This window comes from Azospirillum sp. BE72 (assembly GCF_031455875.1).
Classification (GTDB): Bacteria; Pseudomonadota; Alphaproteobacteria; order Azospirillales; family Azospirillaceae; genus Azospirillum.
In genome coordinates this window covers 356216-371868 of sequence record NZ_JAVDTO010000003.1, presented here as the reverse complement: position 1 = coordinate 371868, position 15653 = coordinate 356216, and the positions used below count along the sequence as shown (strand labels likewise).

Here is a 15653-nt window from a genome sequence, read left to right as displayed (position 1 = left end):
CGGCCGGCGGGGCACTCACCCGCCGGCCGCTTCCTCCTCCGCCTGACGGCGGCGGAAGCCGACCAGGGCGGTTTCGTCCAGCATCGCGGCATCCTTGCGCTTCTGCTTGTCGCGCTCGCGCTTCTGCCGCTCCTCCTCCGCCAGCTCGTAGCGTTTCAGCTCCTGGAAGGCTTCGGCCATCTCGTCGGTGGCGATCTCGATCTGCGCTTCCACCTGGGCCAGCGATTGGCCGAGCCGGCGGCCGCGCTCCAGCGCCGCCTGGGCGAAGTTGGAATAGGTGAAGGAGACGGAGAAATCGTCGCGAACCGTGTCCTGTTCGTGCGCGATCTCCTGCTTCACCTTCTCGATCTCGTTGCGCAGCCGGTCGGCCAGCGTGTGGAGTTCCGCCAGGACGCGACGCTTCTCGTCCAGTTGCAGCTTCTGCAGGCGGATGATGGTCTTCAGGCTCATTGCGGCCACTGCACCCCAAAGATTTCAGCCAGCATGGCGTAGCTGGTCTCCAGATCGGTGGCTTCGCGCTTGCCCTGCTTCAGGAAAGCCTCCAGCGCCGGCTGAAAGTGGATCGCCTCGTCCACCTGCGGGTCGGAACCGCGGCGATAGGCGCCCAGCCGGATCATCTCGGCCATGTTGTCGTAGGACGACAGCAGGCGCCGGGCATGGCCGACCAGCTCGTTCTCGTTCGGCGTGTTGCAGCCGGGCATGGTGCGCGACACGCTGCGCAGGATGTTGATGGCGGGATAGCGCCCGCGCTCGCCGATCTGGCGCTCCAGCACGATATGACCGTCCAGGATGCCGCGCACGGCGTCGGCGATGGGTTCGTTGTGGTCGTCGCCATCCACCAGCACGGTGAACAGGCCGGTGATGGTGCCCGAGCCGACCAGCCCCGGCCCCGCACGCTCCAGCAGGCGCGGCAATTCGGCGAAGACGGTCGGCGGATAGCCCTTGGTTGTCGGCGGCTCGCCGGCCGACAGGCCGATCTCGCGCTGGGCCATGGCGAAGCGGGTGACGCTGTCCATCATGCACAGGACATTGCGGCCCTCGTCGCGGAAATGCTCGGCCACCGCCAGCGTCATGTAGGCGGCCTGCCGGCGCATCAACGGCGCCTCGTCCGATGTCGCGCAGACGACGATGCTGCGGGCTAGTCCCTGCTCGCCGAGGTCCTCGGTGATGAACTCCTGAAGCTCGCGGCCACGCTCGCCGATCAGCCCGATCACCGCGATTTCGGCACCGGAAAAGCGGGCCAGCATCGACATCACCGAGGATTTGCCGACGCCGGAGCCGGCGAAGATGCCCATGCGCTGACCCAGGCAGCAGGTCAGGAAGGCGTTGATGGCGCGGATTCCAAGGTCCAGCTTCTGTCCCACCCGGGCGCGGGCGTGGGCGTTGGGCGGGCTGTTGCGGATCGGCGTTCCGCGCGGCCCCTTGGGCAGCGGTCCCTTGCCGTCCACCGGTTGACCCAGCGCGTTGACGACGCGGCCGAGCCAGGCGTCGGTGGGGAAGATCTGCGCCTGATCGCCCGCAACCAGCGCGCGGCAGCCCAGCCCCACCCCGTCCAGCGCACCGAAGGGCATGGCCAGCGCCCGGCCCTGACGGAATCCCACCACTTCACAGGGGACCTGCCGGCGGTCGCGCGTCTCCACGATGCAGCGGCCGCCGACCGACAATTCCTTCTCGATCCCGCCGACCTCGACCATGAGGCCGGACACGGCGGTGACGCGGCCGTAACGGCTGCGGTCTGGAATCTGGTCGATGTCGCGGATCAGCTGGTCGAAATCAAACGGCATGAGTCGGATACCGACATCCCCAAGACGGGACGCGCTCCTATTAAGTGGTAGTTCTGTGGACGGAGGCGACGTTAACCACCATGATCGCATCTTGCGATGGAAGGATTAACGTTGTGTAAGCGCTTGGCACTGGCGTTAAGCTGAATCGTCTGTTAACTTGTGTAAACGGGATGGTTGAAATCGGTCATCAAGGACCGGGGACCATTTCGGGGGTCGGGTAGCGAAAGCGCGCCATCAAACGTCGGGATATCGCCATGAGGGTTCTGCTGGTTGAAGACGATTCCTCCGTCGCCAAAAGCATCGAGCTGATGCTGAACACGGAAGGATTCATCGTCGACTCTACCGACCTGGGTGAGGACGGGCTGGAGATCGGCAAACTCTATGACTACGACATCATCATTCTCGACCTGATGCTGCCGGACATCGACGGGTACGAGGTTCTTCGCCGCCTGCGCGCCGCGCGCGTGACCACCCCGATCCTGATTCTCTCGGGCCTGACCGAGATGGACAACAAGATCAAGGGCCTGGGCTTCGGCGCCGACGATTACCTGACCAAACCGTTCGACAAGCGCGAACTGATCGCCCGCATCCAGGCCATCGTCCGCCGGTCGAAGGGCCATTCGGACAGCATCATCCGCACCGGCCGCCTGACCGTCAACCTCGACACCCGCACGGTGGAGGTCGACCAGTCGCCGCTGCACCTGACCGGCAAGGAATACGGCATCCTGGAGTTGTTGAGCCTGCGCAAGGGCACGACGCTGACCAAGGAAATGTTCCTGAACCATCTCTATGGCGGAATGGACGAGCCGGAACTGAAGATCATCGACGTCTTCGTCTGCAAGCTGCGCAAGAAGCTGGCCGCCGCCACCCAAGGCGACAACTACATCGAAACGGTGTGGGGCCGCGGTTACGTGCTGCGCGACCCGCACGAGGAAATCTCGGAAGCGAATCCCCCGCCGCCGCGCGTGCCCCAGCAGCAGGCGGCCGGCTGACTGCCATCTGAAAACCGGCATCTGAAAAGGTGGAGCGGCATTGTCGCTCTCACAATCGAACGCCCGGACGTCTTTCGCCTTGAAAGTCGGACCGGGCGTTCCCATGTAAGGCAGGTCATTCTGCTACGGACTGCGGGACGTTCAAACGCCCCCACGCTCAGCCCCCTTTTTTTCGCCGTTGCGAGCATGCCATTGCGGGCATTCGGGGGCCGCCAATCCCACATCCAGTCTGATGCGCCGCACCGGTGGTGCGGCGCCCTTCGCGTTATGGGAGACAGACATGCCCGTCGGCACCGTCAAATGGTTCAACAGCACCAAGGGCTTCGGTTTCATTCAGCCGGAAAGCGGCGGCCCGGATGTGTTCGTTCACATCTCCGCTGTCGAACGCGCCGGGCTGCGCAGCCTGGTCGATGGCCAGAAGATTTCCTACGAGGAGCAGCGCGATCCCAAGCGCGGCAAGACCTCGGCGGAAAATCTGAAGGCGGTCTGACCGCCTGACCGCCGACCTGCGGAAAGAGGGGCATCGGGAAACCGGTGCCCTTTTTCCGTGTTGCGCATTCAGTGCCGCCCATACGCCGGGCCTACGTCCCGCCGGGACCTGCCCAGAGGAGAACCGCTATGGCTTTCAAACCGAACTACAACCAGCAGCGGGCCGAGCGCAACCGGGCCAAGGAACAGAGGAAGCAGGAAAAGCTTCAGCGCCGCGAGGAAGAGGTCGCCGCCCGCCGTGCCGGCACTCAGACCGATGGCGAACAGACCGGGCAGGACGATGCGGACGTGCAGGATGACGCCGTCTCGACCGACACCGATACCAAGACCGATACCAACAATGCTTGACCGCAAGGCCGATCCTTCGGCCGACCGCGATTATACGGAGGACAGGCCATGGCCCGTCAGAAGAAACAACCCGTCGAAAACGCCTTTGCACTGTTCGATGTGATCTACCAGGACGGTGCGCGCACCTCGAACCGCAAGGTGCCGACGTCCGACATCGACCAGTTCGACCGCGAGAATTCCATCCGCGCCTTCATCGAGGCGCAGGACCGCAAGATCGCCGAGATGTCCGGCAACCCGCGCGGACCGATCAAGTCGATCACGCCTTCGGCCTGAAGCTACTGTGATCGAATGGGGGCGGCTCTCCCGCCCCCGTCGCTCTTCAACAGGCTCTCACGCCACCCTGGCGCCGGCGGCGGAAAAGCCGCCCAGGCTGTACAGGCCGCGCTGGCCTTCCACCGGCTTGAACTTGTCGGTGATGCCCAGCACCGTTTCCGCACCGCCCAGATACAGAACGCCGTCCTGCGGCATCTGCCGGGAGATGGACTCCAGGACCTTCGCCTTCGTCGGCTGGTCGAAATAGATCAGCACGTTGCGGCAGAAGACGATGTCGAACTGGCCGAGCGCCGACAGATCGCCCAGCAGGTTCCATTCGCGGAACGACACCATCTGGCGCAGCTGCTGGCTGATCTGCCACTTGTCGCCGTTCTGCTTGAAATGTTTGACCAGCATGGTGATTGGAAGGCCGCGCTGCACCTCGAACTGGGTGTAGACGCCGGACTTCGCCCGCTCCACCATTTCGGCCGAGATGTCGGTACCGACGATCTCGATGCGCCAGCCGGCCAGCTTCGCCGCCTCGTCGTTGAGGATCATCGACAGCGAATAGGCTTCCTGCCCCGACGAACAGGCGGCCGACCAGATGCGCAGACTGCGCTTGGCCGCCCGCGCCTCCATCAGTTTCGGCAGCACCAGCTGCTTGAACTGGTCGAAGGGCTTCTGGTCGCGGAAGAAAGACGACTCGTTGGTCGTCATCGCTTCCGTGATGTCGCGCAGCAGCGCCTCGTCCTTGCGGGTGCGGACGGTGGTCGCCAGCTCCTCCAGCCCCTTCATGTTCCACTTGCGCGCCACCGGCATCAGCCGGGATTCGAGCAGGTAGGCCTTGTCGCGGGTGAGGACCAGGCCGGAACGCTGCTTGAGCAGCGTGGAGAACATGTCGAAATCTTCGACTCTCATGCTGCCCTCGAAGCGAGCTTGCGGATATGGGGACCGATTTCCTTGAGCGGCAGGATGGCGCTGCAGATGCCGGCTTGCGCCACGGCACCCGGCATGCCCCAGACCACGCTCGACGCCTCGTCCTGGGCGATCAGCATGCCGCCGCCGTTGACGACGTCGGTGCAGCCCTTCAGCCCGTCCTGCCCCATGCCGGTCAGGATGCAGGCCAGGATCTTGCGGCCGCCGAAGGCCTTCAGGATCGAGCGCATCATCGGGTCGACGGCCGGGCGGCAGAAATTCTCCGGCGGATCCTTGCTGAGCGTGATCACGTTGGCCCCGCCGCGCTGCGCAACCAGCATGTGGAAGTCGCCGGGGGCGATGTAGCAGCGGTTCTGCACGATCGGCTCGCCGTCCTTGGCCTCGCGCGCATCGATCCCGCATTGGCGGGTGATGTGCTCGGCCAGGATGGTGGTGAAGGTCGCCGGCATGTGCTGGGTGATCAGGATCGGCTGGCTGACGCCGGCCTTCAGGTGCGACAGCACCTCGAACAGCGCCTGCGGGCCGCCGGTGGAGCTGCCGATGGCGATCACGTCCGGCTTCACCGCCATGGCGCCGGCCGGGGCCGGGCGGGTGGTGATCGGCCCGACCTCGCGCTTGAGCAGCCCGACCGGAGACGCCGGGGTCAGCGGGCGGATTTCACCGCGGGTGCGCGACCCGGCACGCTTCGCCGCGGCGCCCAGCGCCTTGACCTTTGCGACCAGCTCGCGCTTGAAGTTCTCCGCCCCGCCGATCTCGCGGGTGGAGGTCGGCTTCGGAATGTAATCGGCCGCACCCGCCGACAGGCAGCGGATGGAGATGTCGGCCCCGCGCAGCGTCAGCGTGGAGGCCATGATGATCTTCACCTGCGGCGCCACCGCCAGCAGCTTCGGGATGGCGGTCAGCCCGTCCATCACCGGCATCTCGATGTCCAGCACGATGACGTCGATCGAATTGCGCTGCAGCGAATTCACCGCCATCTGGCCGTCGCCCACGGAGGTGACGACCCGGATGTCCGGGTCTCCTTCCAGCGCACGGGTCAGCAAGCCGCGGATGACGGCCGAGTCGTCCACCACCATGACCCGGACGGGATCCGGATTGGCCGGTCGCGCGGTGGTGAGGGGGCCTCTGCCAAAACTGTCCGACATATCGGCGATTCGCCTTTCAACTCGACTGGTTCAACGCGGCTTGTCCAGCGTTCAGACAGGAAGCCTGTCCCGACCGGCTCATGAGCCGGCGGCCGTATGCTGGACGGTCATGTCCGGCACGGGCAGGAGATCACAGCAAGCCGACTTGCACGAACTTGGTCTGGATGATGTCGCTGTCGAAGGGCTTCATGATGTATTCGTTGGCCCCGGCGGACAGCGCCTCCTGGATGTGGGCGAGGTCGTTCTCGGTGGTGCAGAAGACCACCTTGGGCAGCTCGCCCCCGCTCATCTTGCGCAGCCGGCGCAGGAACTCGATGCCGGTCATCACCGGCATGTTCCAGTCCAGCAGGATGGCATCGGGCATCTGTGCCGCGCAGGCCTCCATCGCCTGTTTGCCGTCCTCCGCCTCGGTGCAGGTGAAGTTCAGCTCTTCAAGGATCTTGCGTGCGACCTTGCGGACCACGCGGCTGTCGTCGACCACCAGGCAGGATTTCATTGCGGCAGGGCCTCAGGTCATCTGTTCGTCGGCGGAGAAGCCGGCCGGCCGGAACGGCGCCCTCCCCTGGGGATGGCGCCGAAAGCCGTCAGGCCGTCTCGATGGTTGTGAAGTTGAGCAGACGAGGCACGTCCAGCACAACCATCAACTGGCCGTTCAGCCTATAAATTCCGGTGGATACCTCGCGCCAGCGCGGATCCAGCGTCGCCGGGTTCCGTTCGAAGTCTTCCTTGGTCAAGCTCAGCACCTCGCCAACCGAATCGACCATCAGGCTGTACAGCTCGCCGCGCAGGTCGACGACGATCGACATGCCGGGCTTGTCCTTCGGCCGGCCGGTCAGGCCGAGCCGCAGGCGGACGTCAATGGCGGTGACGATGCGGCCGCGCAGGTTCAGCGATCCGGCGACCTCCGGCGGGGCCAGCGGGATACGGGTGATCCGCTGATGGCCCAGCACGTCCTGCACCTGAAGGACCGGGATGCCGAACATCTGGTCGGCGATCGTCATGGTCACAAAGTCCTGATTGCCGGAGACGACGATATCGTCGCCCTTCGACTTCCGGACGGTGGACGGCAGCTTGGCGTTGCTCATGCGGCACCTTTCTGGTCGGTCAGCGTCTGCTGCAGCGCGAAGAGCAGCGCATCACGGTCGAACTTGGCGACATAGTCGTTGAAGCCGGCGATCCGGCCGCGGTCGAGGTCACGGGCACTGGCGTGGCTGGACAGCGCCACCATCGGCACGCGCTGCCAGCGGCTGCCGTGGCGCACCGCCTCGGCGAAGTCGAAGCCGCTCATGCCCGGCATCTCGATGTCGGAGACAATGACGTCGAAGTCCTCGCCCGCCTCGCAGAGCGCCAGCGCGTCGCCGGCATTCTCCACCGCCGTCACGTCGTAGCCGGCGACCGACAGCAGCGGCGTCAGCAGGTTGCGGAAGAAGGGGCTGTCGTCGACCAGCAGCACGCGCTGCAGCTTCTCCTCCTCGAACCCCTCCTGGGCGGAGCCGAACCAGTCCTTGTAGGCCTGGGTCAGGAAGAAGCCGGCGTCGATCACCTCGGTCGCCTTGCCGGCGATGATGGCCGACCCCATCAGGCCGGGACGCTCCGCGGCCAGCTGGACGTTCAGCTTCTCCTCCACGATGTCGACGATCTCGTCGACGATCAGGCCCATCGAGCGGTCGCCGTCGGCGAAGACCAGAACCGGCTGGCGGCCTTCGTTGGCCAGGGAGAAGTTCGGGTCGATCGGCACCAGAGGCATCAGCTTGCCGCGGTATTGGACCACCGGCAGGCCGTTCGACATCTCGACCGTGGCGAGATCGACGTCCTCCAGGCGGGCGACCAGCGACAGCGGCACCGCCTTTGGCGCGCCCTCGCCGGCGCGGAACAGCAGGAGCGCCATCTTGTCCTCCTGGCGCTGGGTCTGGACCGCGGTGGTCTCCTTGCCCGCAGCCTCGCCCATCGCCATCTCGCCGGTGGCCGACGCGATGCCGTTGGGGTCCAGGATCATGATGACCGAGCCGTCGCCCAGGATGGTGTTGCCCGAGAACATCTCGATGTGGCGCAGGATCGGCGCCACCGGCTTCACCACGATTTCCTCGGTGTCGAACACGCGGTCGACCATGATGCCGAAGGTGTAGGTGCCGACCTGGGTGACGACGATGAAGGTCTCGTCCGCCGGCTTCTTTGCGTCCTCGCTGTCATCCAGCCGCAGCAGCTGCTGCAGAGAGACCAGCGGCAGGAGGCGGTTGCGCAGGCGCAGCACCGGCGTGCCCTTCAGGCGCTCGATCGTGTGCTCGCTGTCGGATGCTGCACGCACCAATTCGACCACGCTGATCTGCGGGATGGCGAAGCGCTCGCCCGCACACTCCACGATCAGGGCGGAGACGATGGCCAGCGTCAGCGGGATCTTGATGACGAAGGTCGACCCCTTGCCCTGGGCCGACTTGATCTCGATCGTGCCGCCGATCTTCTCGATGTTGGTCTTCACCACGTCCATGCCGACGCCGCGGCCCGACACGTTGGTGACCTTGGCGGCGGTGGAGAAGCCCGGCTTCATGATGAACTGGATGATCTGCTGGTCGGTCATCGAGGCCAGCTCGATCTCCGACGCCATCCCGTTCTGGATCGCCTTCTGCTTGATCCGGTCGATGGCAAGTCCCTTACCGTCGTCCTGGATCTCGATGATGATGTGGCCGCCTTCGTGATAGGCGTTCAGCGTGATCCGGCCGGTCTCCGACTTGCCGGACTTCAGGCGCTCCGCCGGGATCTCCAGGCCATGGTCGGCGCTGTTGCGCACCATGTGGGTCAGCGGGTCCTTGATCAGCTCCAGCACCTGGCGGTCCAGCTCGGTGTCGGCGCCGAGCATCTGGAGGTCGATCTTCTTGTTCAGTTCATGCGCCAGGTCGCGCACCAGACGCGGCAGCTTGGCCCAGGCGTTGCCGATGGGCTGCATGCGCGTCTTCATGACGCCTTCCTGCAGCTCCGACGTCACATGGTTCAGGCGCTGCAGCGGGGCGGCGAACTCGCTCTCCTTCTGCGACCGCAGGATCTGCAGCAGCTGGTTGCGGGTCAGCACCAGCTCCGAGACCATGGTCATCAGGTTTTCGAGCAGGTCGACGTTCACGCGGATGGTCTGCGCGGCGACCGCCGATTCCTTGGTCGCGGCCTCGGCGCCCGCATCGGCACCGCCCGCATTGCCGCCGGCCGAACCGCCGGCCATCGGGGCGACCGGCGCCGGCACCTTGGCGGCGGTGGCCGGTTCGGCGTCGGGAACGACGAGGTCCTGCGACGGGGCGGGCTCCTCGGCCGGCTCGGGCGCGCGGGTGGCGACCGCCGTGCTCGCCGGAACGGCGGGAGCCGCGGCCGGCGGGTCATTGGGGCCCGGGATGGAGTTCCACAGTGCCTCCAGCTCGTCCAGCGTCGCCGGCCTGTCGTCCGATGCTGCGACCGCGGGAGCGGTCGGCGGCGGCGGAGCGGCGGCGGCCGGAGCGGGGCCGCCCAGCTTGCCCTCGGCGCACAGGTTCAGCCGCTCGATCAGCGGCAGGTCGTCGCCGGGCGGTTCCGCCTCGGTCGCTTCCAGAACCGCCAGCAGGCTCTTGATGGTGTCCAGAGCCTGCAGGATCAGCGAAACCGCTTCCGGATTGATCGTCAGCTCGCCGTCACGGAACTTGCCCAGCACGTTCTCCGACGCGTGCGCCACCTTTTCCAGGCGGGGCAGGCCGAGGAAGCCGCAGGTTCCCTTGATGGTGTGAACGAGGCGGAAGATGTTCGACAGCAGTTCCGGATTGTTGGGATTCTGCTCCAACCGCACCAACTCGACGTCGAGCACCGAGAGGTTTTCGTTGGTTTCCGTCAGAAATTCGGACAGCAGATCATCCATGTCGCATTCCCCAGGCCCAATGTTTATGGTCCGCGCCGGCCTGCGGCTCGAACGGGCAGCATCTAAGGGCCGCCGGTTGCGCTCCAGTCCAGGTAGGGTGGGAGCCTGTCAAACACTGATTAAGAGAACCTTACCTCTTCCGATAGGGAGTCTTCCGGAAGCTTCCACCGGTAGGATGAGGGACCGATTGTCACAGGGAGGATCGATGACCGACGCCGAACTCGCCCAGGCCGTGCGCGACGCCGTGGACAACCTCAACGCCGCCCTGGCGGAGGCCGCACGCCACAATCTGGCCGTCACGCTGCGCACCACGTCCCACCAGACCACCGGCGGGGTGGAGCAGGTCGTGGTGGAAACGCGGATTTTCAAACAGCTGTAGAAAGCCTCACCACTCCGCGGTGAAGACCAGCCGCTCGCTGCTTTCGGTGGCGGCGGCGATGCGGAATCCATCGCTCTCCGCCAGCCGTCCGGCGAGATAGGCGTGGATGGTGCGGGGCGTCAGCGCATCGGGCGTCGCCGTGCCGGCCAGGGCCGCGGCGGCATCCGGGTTCAAGGTGCCGGGACGGCCGGCGGCGGTCACGGTGATGCGGCCGGCCGTCTCGTCGCCGTCGGCCGCGACGGACACGAGTCCGCCATGGGTCAGCGCTTCGTCCGCCAGCAGGATGAGGTTCAGCACCAGCTTCACCACGCCGCGGCGCTGGGCCGTCATGTCGTGCGGCACCCGTTCCGGCCAGTCCAGCCGGGTGCGGCCGCCCTCGAGATAGCCGGCGGCGGAGTTGCGGGCGTCGCCGAATCCCTTCTGGTCGCGCCCCGCCACCCCGTAAGCCAGCCGGAACACCCGCAGCCGGCGGTCCGCCTGACCGGAGGAATGGTCGATCAGCTTCACCGCCTCGCCCAGGAAGCCGCCGGCCAACCCGGCCCCGCCGCCATCCTCGTCCTCCTGCATCTCCTCGATCAGTTCCAGGCCGTTGCGGATGGCGCCGACCGGGCTGACCAGATCGTGGCACAGCTTCGACGCCAGCAGTTCCAGCACACGGATGTCGACGCTGACGGGTTGGGAAGGCGATTCGGTCACGAGACGGTCTCCGGTGGAAAAAGGAGCGGCGACGGCGCGGTGCCGGCGATTCTATACTCTCACGGCGCCGCCGCACAGGCGGTCGCATTTCCTATGTACAATAGACTGACGGATGGGACGCGACATGGACGATTCGCTGGTGCCCGGCGCCTGGGTGCGCCACCCCGACCGGCCCGACTGGGGGCTGGGCCAGGTGCAGTCGGCCATCCGCAACCGCATCACCGTGAATTTCGAGCATGCGGGCAAGGTGCTGATCGACAGCGACGTCATCTCGCTCTCGGTGGTGGATCCGGACGAACTCTGACGGCAGTTCCGATTTCGAGATCCCGACTCCGGGAAAGCGCGGATTGCGCCGCCGGGGCCGCTTTGCTTTTATGCGCCGAACCCAAACATGCCAAACCCAAAGATGGGAGACACGAGATGAAGGCCATGATCCTTGGCTTTGCCGCCGCGGCGGTGATCGCGCTGGGCGCGGCGGTGGCGCTGAACTCCATCGGCCATTCGACCGCAGAGCGTTTCTCCAGCTCCACCGTCCGGCTTTAGGCGAACAAATCCATATCCTCTTCCACGAAAAGGCGACTTCCGGCGTTGCGATTCGCGGTGTAGCATCGGTCGATCCATGACCGGACACGGCGGGCCGTCGGTTGATCTCGCGTCTCAAAGGGGGAATGGGCGCCTTCGGTGTGGCGCTGATCGTCGGCTTCAATGCCATGATCGGCTACGACCTCCTGCATGAGCGCAGCGAGACCGTCACCCGGGCACGGGAAGAGAACGGAGCGATGGCGCTGGTGCTGGAGCGCCATGCGACCGACAGCTTTTCCGGCGTATCGAAAATCCTGGCCGGCGTGGCGGAGGTGCTGGCCGTCCGCGGCGACAGCTGGGAGCAGGGCGATGCCGACGTGCATGCCCTGCTGCGCCGTCAGGCCGGCCAGTCGCCGCTGATCCGCGCCATGCTGGTGGTCGCCGCCGACGGCAGGCTGGTCCACGACACCCAGACGCTGACCCCCGCCACCCTCGACCTGTCGGACCGTGACTACCTGATGGCTCACCGCGACGGGCTGGTCGCCGGCGGAGCGGACGGGGTCTTCGTCGGCAATCCGGCGCGGGGGCGCACCTCCGGCACCTGGTTCATCGGCATGAGCCGGCGGCTGAACGCCCCGGACGGGCGCTTCGCCGGCGTGGTGGTCGCGGTGATGGAGCCGACGGCCTTCCGCGGCCTCTACCGGACGCTGGCGCTTCCCGGCGACGCGGTGGTGACGCTCTATCATGCCGACGGGCCGGTGATGGCCCGCTTTCCCGACCATGAGACCTACATCGGCCGGTCGGCCCGCCATCTGCCGCTGTTCGCCCGGTTGCTGAAGGAGGCGCCGGTCGGCACGGAACTACTGGACAGCCCGTCCGATGGGCCGCGGCGTATCCTCAGCTACCGCGCCTCGGCCGAAATGCCGCTGGTGGTGACGGTGTCGTCGTCGCGCGACGCGGTGCTCGCCCCCTGGCGGTCCAAAGCCGTCATGCTGGCAGCCGCCGGCCTCGCCGGCACGCTGGTCCTCGGGCTGATGATGCTGGCCCTGCTGCGCGAGGCGGGGCGGCGCGAACGGACGATGACCGACCTGCAGGGCAGTGAGCGGGCGCTGCGCGACAGCCAGCACCGGCTTATCCAGGACATCGCCGCCCGTCACCGGATCGAGGCGGAGCTGATCGCCGCCAAACAGGTCTCCGACGCCGCCAACCGGGCCAAGACGCAGTTCCTGGCGAACATGAGCCATGAACTGCGCACCCCGCTGAACGCGGTGATCGGTTTCGCGGAGGCGCTGGAAAGCGGCATCTTCGGCACGTTGACGCCCAAGCAGACCGAATATGTCGGCGACATCCGCCGGTCCGGCCAGCATCTGCTGAGCCTGATTAACGACATCCTCGACACCACCAAGATCGAATCGGGCAAATACGTCCTGCACCAGGAGGAACTGGCGGTGGAGGATCTGATCGGCGAGTGCCTGCGCCAGATGGAGCAGCTGGCGCTCGAAAAGGGCGTGACCCTGACGGCGAAGCTGGACGATCCCCTGCCCATCCTGTACGCCGACGCCCGCGCGGTGCGGCAGATCCTGCTGAACCTGCTGTCCAACGCCGTGAAGTTCACGCCGCCCGGCGGCCGGATCGCGGTGGAGGCGGATCGGGCAGCGCGCAGCCTGCGCCTGCGGGTCAGCGACACCGGCATCGGCATCCCCACCGTCGAGTTGGAACAGGTGATGGAGCCGTTCCATCAGGTCGACAACTCCCACACCCGGCGCTATGCCGGCACCGGGCTGGGGTTGCCTCTGGTCAAGTCGCTGGTGGAGATGCAGGACGGGCGATTCGTGCTGTCCAGCGTGCTGGGGCGCGGCACCACCGCCACCGTGCTCTTTCCACCGGGACGCCTGCGCAGCCGTCCCGCCGACCTCATGACGCTGGAACGGACGCAGACGGTCCCCGTATGAATTTGCGGGGTGAAGACTCCTTTCAAGCCCGCCGCTTTCCGACGATCACCAGCGCGATGCCGCCCAGCACCGCGACCGAGGAGACCGCCAGCGCCGGCGAGATCCGCTCGCCCAGCGCCAGCACCGCGGCCAGCGCGGTGATGACCGGGACGCTCAACTGCACCGAGGCGGCGCGGGCGGCGGTCAGGGCCGGCAGCGCGGCGTACCAGATCGCATAGCCCACTCCCGACGCCAGCGCCCCGGACAGGACGGCGTAGAGCAGCCCGCCCGCATCCCAGCGCAGCCCGCCGCCGGTGAACGGCCCGGCCAGCGCCGACAGCAGGGCCAACGCCGCCGCCATCGGAACGGCGCGCAGGAAATTGCCGGCGGTGGTGGCGATCGGATCGCGGCTGGCCCGCCCCAGCAGCGAATAGACGCCCCAGGCCGCACCGGCCGCCACCATCAGCAGCGCCCCCAGCGGATCGGGGGCCGACAGGCCCGGCGCCAGCAGCAGCGCCAGCCCGCAGAATGCCAGAGCCAGACCGCCCCACTGCAGCGCCACCAGCCGTTCACCGCGGTACAGCCCGACCAGGATCATGGTGGCCTGCACCGCCCCGAACAGCAGAAGCGCCCCGGTCCCGGCGGTCATCGTCAGGTAGGCGAAGGAGAAGGCCGCCGCATAGGCCAGCAGCGCCGCCGCGCCGCGCCAGCTGCCCGATCCGGGCTTCGCATGCCCGGTCGCGCGGGCGATCAGCCACAGGCTGGCGGCACCGGAGACGATCCGCACCAGGGTGAAGCCGGCCGGATCGATGGCGGTCTGCGTCAGGGCCAGCCGGCACAGGATGGAGTTGGCGGCGAAGGCCAGCATCGCCAGCAGGGTCAGCAGCGCCGCCCGCCTCAGCCCGGGGGTCATCGCCGGAACTGCCGGTGAGGCAGCGGCCCGCCCCGCCCCCAGCTTATCGCTCGCCGCCATGATTGTTTCCCCTGCAAACACCTGGAGCAGCTAGCCGCAAGGTTGCCGCGCTGTCAAACCCGCAGCTGGCTTCGCCCCATCCGACTTTGGTCGGAAACGGCCGGGCTTTCAGGAGGACGGCCCGTCCAGGGCGAACTGCAGCAGGTAGGTGCGCTGGAGCGAGCTGAAATTGTCGTCGGTGATCAGGTAGACCAGCGTTTCCCCCGCCGGTCCGGGGCGCGTGGCGATGCCTTCGAAATTATCGTTCAGCAGGGGCGACTCCAGCCGGGCGAGTTCCTCCCCCTCGATGACGGCACCGGCGCTCAGCTGTTGCGGCGCCACCCGAACCAGACGCGACGACCAGCCGCCCAGAAGCGACACCCGCCGTTCAAGCACCAGAACGCCGCCATCGGGCAGCGGAGCGACGCCGGTCGGCCGGTAGCGGGGTGCCGCACGGTAGGTGAGCGGCTGCCAGTCCGCCGCACGGCGCGGCACGGCGTCCTTCGGCGAGCCGGTCCGAGCGACTCCCGCGCCGGTGATCCCTGCTCCGGCAATCCAGGCGCGGCGCTCCTGCCGGCCGTCGTCCCCGCCCTCTTCCAGGACCAGAAGCCGGCCGTCGAGAAGACGGGTCAGCGCCTCCAGCCCGCCATTCTCCGGGCCGTCCTCCGCCTCCGGCGGCAAGGGGATCGGCGTCGGCGTCCCTTCCGGTCCGTGGTCTCCGGCGGAATAGCGCAGGATGCGGTGGTCGCGCTCCAGCGAGACCAGCCAGCTGCCGTCGGCCAGACGCGCCATATCCTCCGCATCGGTGCGGCGCTTGCGGCGGGAAACCCCCTCCTCCACCGGCAGCGGGCGGGCGCGGACCTCGGCGACCCCGGCCAAGCGTCCGGCGGCGTCGGTCCGCAGCCGGCCGTCCACCACCAGCCCGGTGTCGCCGACGGCGACGAAGCGCTCGCCGGCCGGGTCGATCCACAGGCCGGACAGTCCGCCGACCCGGTCGCCGCCAACGATCTCCAGCCCACCCAGGAACCGCAGCGGCCCGACCGCCACCTTCTCCGGCCGGACGCGGTCGAGCGGCACCTCCTTGGCAGTGACAATTTCCGGGTCTCCGGACCGGCCACCGGCCCCGACCATGGCGGCGCAGCCGCCCGACAGGGCCGTCAGCAGCAGGCCCCAGACCAACATCTTTCGCATCGTCATGCGGCCACTCTTGCCAGTGCAACCGAGGGATACAACCTATCTTTCGGCGGGCACCCGCCCGCTCCCATCCGCATGCCCATCCGGGGCCGGCGGATTGCGGAACGACCGTCATGACGCCTCGGACTTAACGGTTAGGCGCGGCGGGTTACTCCCTCAGAACCG

At 67.1% G+C, this 15653-nt stretch carries 18 protein-coding genes; 8 read left to right on the top strand and 10 right to left on the bottom strand.

Annotated elements, in window-relative coordinates:
- Positions 1 to 15: 15 nt before the first annotated feature.
- Positions 16 to 450 carry a flagellar export protein FliJ gene (locus J2Y49_RS13300; RefSeq protein ID WP_310115327.1) on the bottom strand — a complete coding sequence of 145 codons (435 nt, stop codon included), beginning with the start codon at positions 448 to 450 and terminating at the stop codon, positions 16 to 18.
- Positions 447 to 1784, bottom strand: a complete 1338-nt coding sequence (fliI, locus tag J2Y49_RS13295) for a flagellar protein export ATPase FliI (protein WP_310115326.1) — start codon at positions 1782 to 1784, stop codon at positions 447 to 449. The genes J2Y49_RS13300 and fliI overlap by 4 nt, the downstream gene beginning before the upstream one ends.
- 254 nt (positions 1785 to 2038) lie before the next feature.
- Here fliI and ctrA point away from each other — a divergent pair, with 254 nt between their 5' ends.
- The 4 genes from ctrA (at position 2039) to J2Y49_RS13275 (ending at position 3886) form a co-directional block, all read left to right on the top strand.
- Complete coding sequence (ctrA, locus tag J2Y49_RS13290) at positions 2039 to 2776, top strand: response regulator transcription factor CtrA (protein WP_149222957.1); 738 nt, start codon at positions 2039 to 2041, stop codon at positions 2774 to 2776.
- A 280-nt stretch (positions 2777 to 3056) separates the two neighbouring features.
- Positions 3057 to 3266, top strand: coding sequence for a cold-shock protein (locus J2Y49_RS13285; protein ID WP_012977930.1), 210 nt, complete (start codon positions 3057 to 3059; stop codon positions 3264 to 3266).
- A gap of 128 nt (positions 3267 to 3394) precedes the next feature.
- The gene (locus tag J2Y49_RS13280; protein WP_310115325.1) at positions 3395 to 3613 is read left to right on the top strand and encodes a hypothetical protein; all 219 of its coding nucleotides are present in this window, start codon (positions 3395 to 3397) and stop codon (positions 3611 to 3613) included.
- A 48-nt stretch (positions 3614 to 3661) separates the two neighbouring features.
- Entirely contained in the window at positions 3662 to 3886 is a 225-nt protein-coding gene (locus tag J2Y49_RS13275; protein WP_014189667.1) for a hypothetical protein, read from the top strand.
- A gap of 57 nt (positions 3887 to 3943) precedes the next feature.
- Here the strand turns inward: J2Y49_RS13275 and J2Y49_RS13270 are convergent, their stop codons facing one another.
- The 5 genes from J2Y49_RS13270 to J2Y49_RS13250 form a co-directional block, all read right to left on the bottom strand.
- Positions 3944 to 4783 (bottom strand): protein-glutamate O-methyltransferase CheR, encoded by an 840-nt coding sequence (locus tag J2Y49_RS13270; RefSeq protein WP_108548501.1) that lies wholly within the window; start codon positions 4781 to 4783, stop codon positions 3944 to 3946.
- Positions 4780 to 5946 carry a chemotaxis response regulator protein-glutamate methylesterase gene (locus J2Y49_RS13265; RefSeq protein WP_310115324.1) on the bottom strand — a complete coding sequence of 389 codons (1167 nt, stop codon included), beginning with the start codon at positions 5944 to 5946 and terminating at the stop codon, positions 4780 to 4782. The genes J2Y49_RS13270 and J2Y49_RS13265 overlap by 4 nt, the downstream gene beginning before the upstream one ends.
- A 130-nt stretch (positions 5947 to 6076) precedes the next feature.
- Positions 6077 to 6442: a PleD family two-component system response regulator gene (locus J2Y49_RS13260; RefSeq protein WP_149222953.1), complete on the bottom strand. Its 366-nt coding sequence runs from the start codon at positions 6440 to 6442 to the stop codon at positions 6077 to 6079.
- A gap of 88 nt (positions 6443 to 6530) precedes the next feature.
- The gene (locus J2Y49_RS13255; RefSeq protein WP_200193412.1) at positions 6531 to 7031 is read right to left on the bottom strand and encodes a chemotaxis protein CheW; all 501 of its coding nucleotides are present in this window, start codon (positions 7029 to 7031) and stop codon (positions 6531 to 6533) included.
- Positions 7028 to 9814: a chemotaxis protein CheW gene (locus J2Y49_RS13250; protein ID WP_310115323.1), complete on the bottom strand. Its 2787-nt coding sequence runs from the start codon at positions 9812 to 9814 to the stop codon at positions 7028 to 7030. Before J2Y49_RS13250 ends, J2Y49_RS13255 begins: the two co-directional genes overlap by 4 nt.
- A gap of 205 nt (positions 9815 to 10019) precedes the next feature.
- Here J2Y49_RS13250 and J2Y49_RS13245 point away from each other — a divergent pair, with 205 nt between their 5' ends.
- Entirely contained in the window at positions 10020 to 10193 is a 174-nt protein-coding gene (locus J2Y49_RS13245) for a hypothetical protein (RefSeq protein WP_310115322.1), read from the top strand.
- Between the two features lie 6 nt (positions 10194 to 10199).
- On the opposite strand, the gene J2Y49_RS13240 is transcribed toward J2Y49_RS13245, so the two are convergent.
- Positions 10200 to 10889 (bottom strand): histidine phosphotransferase family protein, encoded by a 690-nt coding sequence (locus tag J2Y49_RS13240; RefSeq protein ID WP_310115321.1) that lies wholly within the window; start codon positions 10887 to 10889, stop codon positions 10200 to 10202.
- A 124-nt stretch (positions 10890 to 11013) separates the two neighbouring features.
- On the opposite strand from J2Y49_RS13240, the gene J2Y49_RS13235 reads away from it, so the two are divergent.
- The 3 genes from J2Y49_RS13235 to J2Y49_RS13225 all read left to right on the top strand — a co-directional run bounded on the left by J2Y49_RS13235 (position 11014) and on the right by J2Y49_RS13225 (position 13363).
- A complete protein-coding gene (locus J2Y49_RS13235; RefSeq protein WP_310115320.1) occupies positions 11014 to 11193 on the top strand; it encodes a DUF3553 domain-containing protein in 180 nt (59 codons plus the stop codon).
- 116 nt (positions 11194 to 11309) lie between these two features.
- On the top strand, positions 11310 to 11432 hold the full coding sequence (locus J2Y49_RS13230) for a hypothetical protein (protein WP_310115319.1): 123 nt from the start codon (positions 11310 to 11312) through the stop codon (positions 11430 to 11432).
- Between the two features lie 125 nt (positions 11433 to 11557).
- Positions 11558 to 13363 carry an ATP-binding protein gene (locus tag J2Y49_RS13225; protein ID WP_310115318.1) on the top strand — a complete coding sequence of 602 codons (1806 nt, stop codon included), beginning with the start codon at positions 11558 to 11560 and terminating at the stop codon, positions 13361 to 13363.
- 22 nt (positions 13364 to 13385) lie between these two features.
- Here J2Y49_RS13225 and J2Y49_RS13220 read toward each other — a convergent pair whose 3' ends face one another.
- Both J2Y49_RS13220 and J2Y49_RS13215 read right to left on the bottom strand, forming a co-directional pair.
- Positions 13386 to 14315, bottom strand: coding sequence for a DMT family transporter (locus J2Y49_RS13220; RefSeq protein ID WP_310115317.1), 930 nt, complete (start codon positions 14313 to 14315; stop codon positions 13386 to 13388).
- Between the two features lie 108 nt (positions 14316 to 14423).
- Positions 14424 to 15491, bottom strand: coding sequence for an esterase-like activity of phytase family protein (locus J2Y49_RS13215; RefSeq protein ID WP_310115316.1), 1068 nt, complete (start codon positions 15489 to 15491; stop codon positions 14424 to 14426).
- Between the last annotated feature and the right edge of the window lie 162 nt (positions 15492 to 15653).

Bases quoted from the DNA above. Each gene is read 5' to 3' on its own strand.
- J2Y49_RS13300 (WP_310115327.1), bottom strand. From the start codon at position 450: ATGAGCCTGAAGACCATCATCCGCCTGCAGAAGCTGCAACTGGACGAG.
- fliI (WP_310115326.1), bottom strand. From the start codon at position 1,784: ATGCCGTTTGATTTCGACCAGCTGATCCGCGACATCGACCAGATTCCA.
- ctrA (WP_149222957.1), top strand. From the start codon at position 2,039: ATGAGGGTTCTGCTGGTTGAAGACGATTCCTCCGTCGCCAAAAGCATC.
- J2Y49_RS13285 (WP_012977930.1), top strand. From the start codon at position 3,057: ATGCCCGTCGGCACCGTCAAATGGTTCAACAGCACCAAGGGCTTCGGT.
- J2Y49_RS13280 (WP_310115325.1), top strand. From the start codon at position 3,395: ATGGCTTTCAAACCGAACTACAACCAGCAGCGGGCCGAGCGCAACCGG.
- J2Y49_RS13275 (WP_014189667.1), top strand. From the start codon at position 3,662: ATGGCCCGTCAGAAGAAACAACCCGTCGAAAACGCCTTTGCACTGTTC.
- J2Y49_RS13270 (WP_108548501.1), bottom strand. From the start codon at position 4,783: ATGAGAGTCGAAGATTTCGACATGTTCTCCACGCTGCTCAAGCAGCGT.
- J2Y49_RS13265 (WP_310115324.1), bottom strand. From the start codon at position 5,946: ATGTCGGACAGTTTTGGCAGAGGCCCCCTCACCACCGCGCGACCGGCC.
- J2Y49_RS13260 (WP_149222953.1), bottom strand. From the start codon at position 6,442: ATGAAATCCTGCCTGGTGGTCGACGACAGCCGCGTGGTCCGCAAGGTC.
- J2Y49_RS13255 (WP_200193412.1), bottom strand. From the start codon at position 7,031: ATGAGCAACGCCAAGCTGCCGTCCACCGTCCGGAAGTCGAAGGGCGAC.
- J2Y49_RS13250 (WP_310115323.1), bottom strand. From the start codon at position 9,814: ATGGATGATCTGCTGTCCGAATTTCTGACGGAAACCAACGAAAACCTC.
- J2Y49_RS13245 (WP_310115322.1), top strand. From the start codon at position 10,020: ATGACCGACGCCGAACTCGCCCAGGCCGTGCGCGACGCCGTGGACAAC.
- J2Y49_RS13235 (WP_310115320.1), top strand. From the start codon at position 11,014: ATGGACGATTCGCTGGTGCCCGGCGCCTGGGTGCGCCACCCCGACCGG.
- J2Y49_RS13230 (WP_310115319.1), top strand. From the start codon at position 11,310: ATGAAGGCCATGATCCTTGGCTTTGCCGCCGCGGCGGTGATCGCGCTG.
- J2Y49_RS13225 (WP_310115318.1), top strand. From the start codon at position 11,558: ATGGGCGCCTTCGGTGTGGCGCTGATCGTCGGCTTCAATGCCATGATC.
- J2Y49_RS13220 (WP_310115317.1), bottom strand. From the start codon at position 14,315: ATGGCGGCGAGCGATAAGCTGGGGGCGGGGCGGGCCGCTGCCTCACCG.
- J2Y49_RS13215 (WP_310115316.1), bottom strand. From the start codon at position 15,491: ATGACGATGCGAAAGATGTTGGTCTGGGGCCTGCTGCTGACGGCCCTG.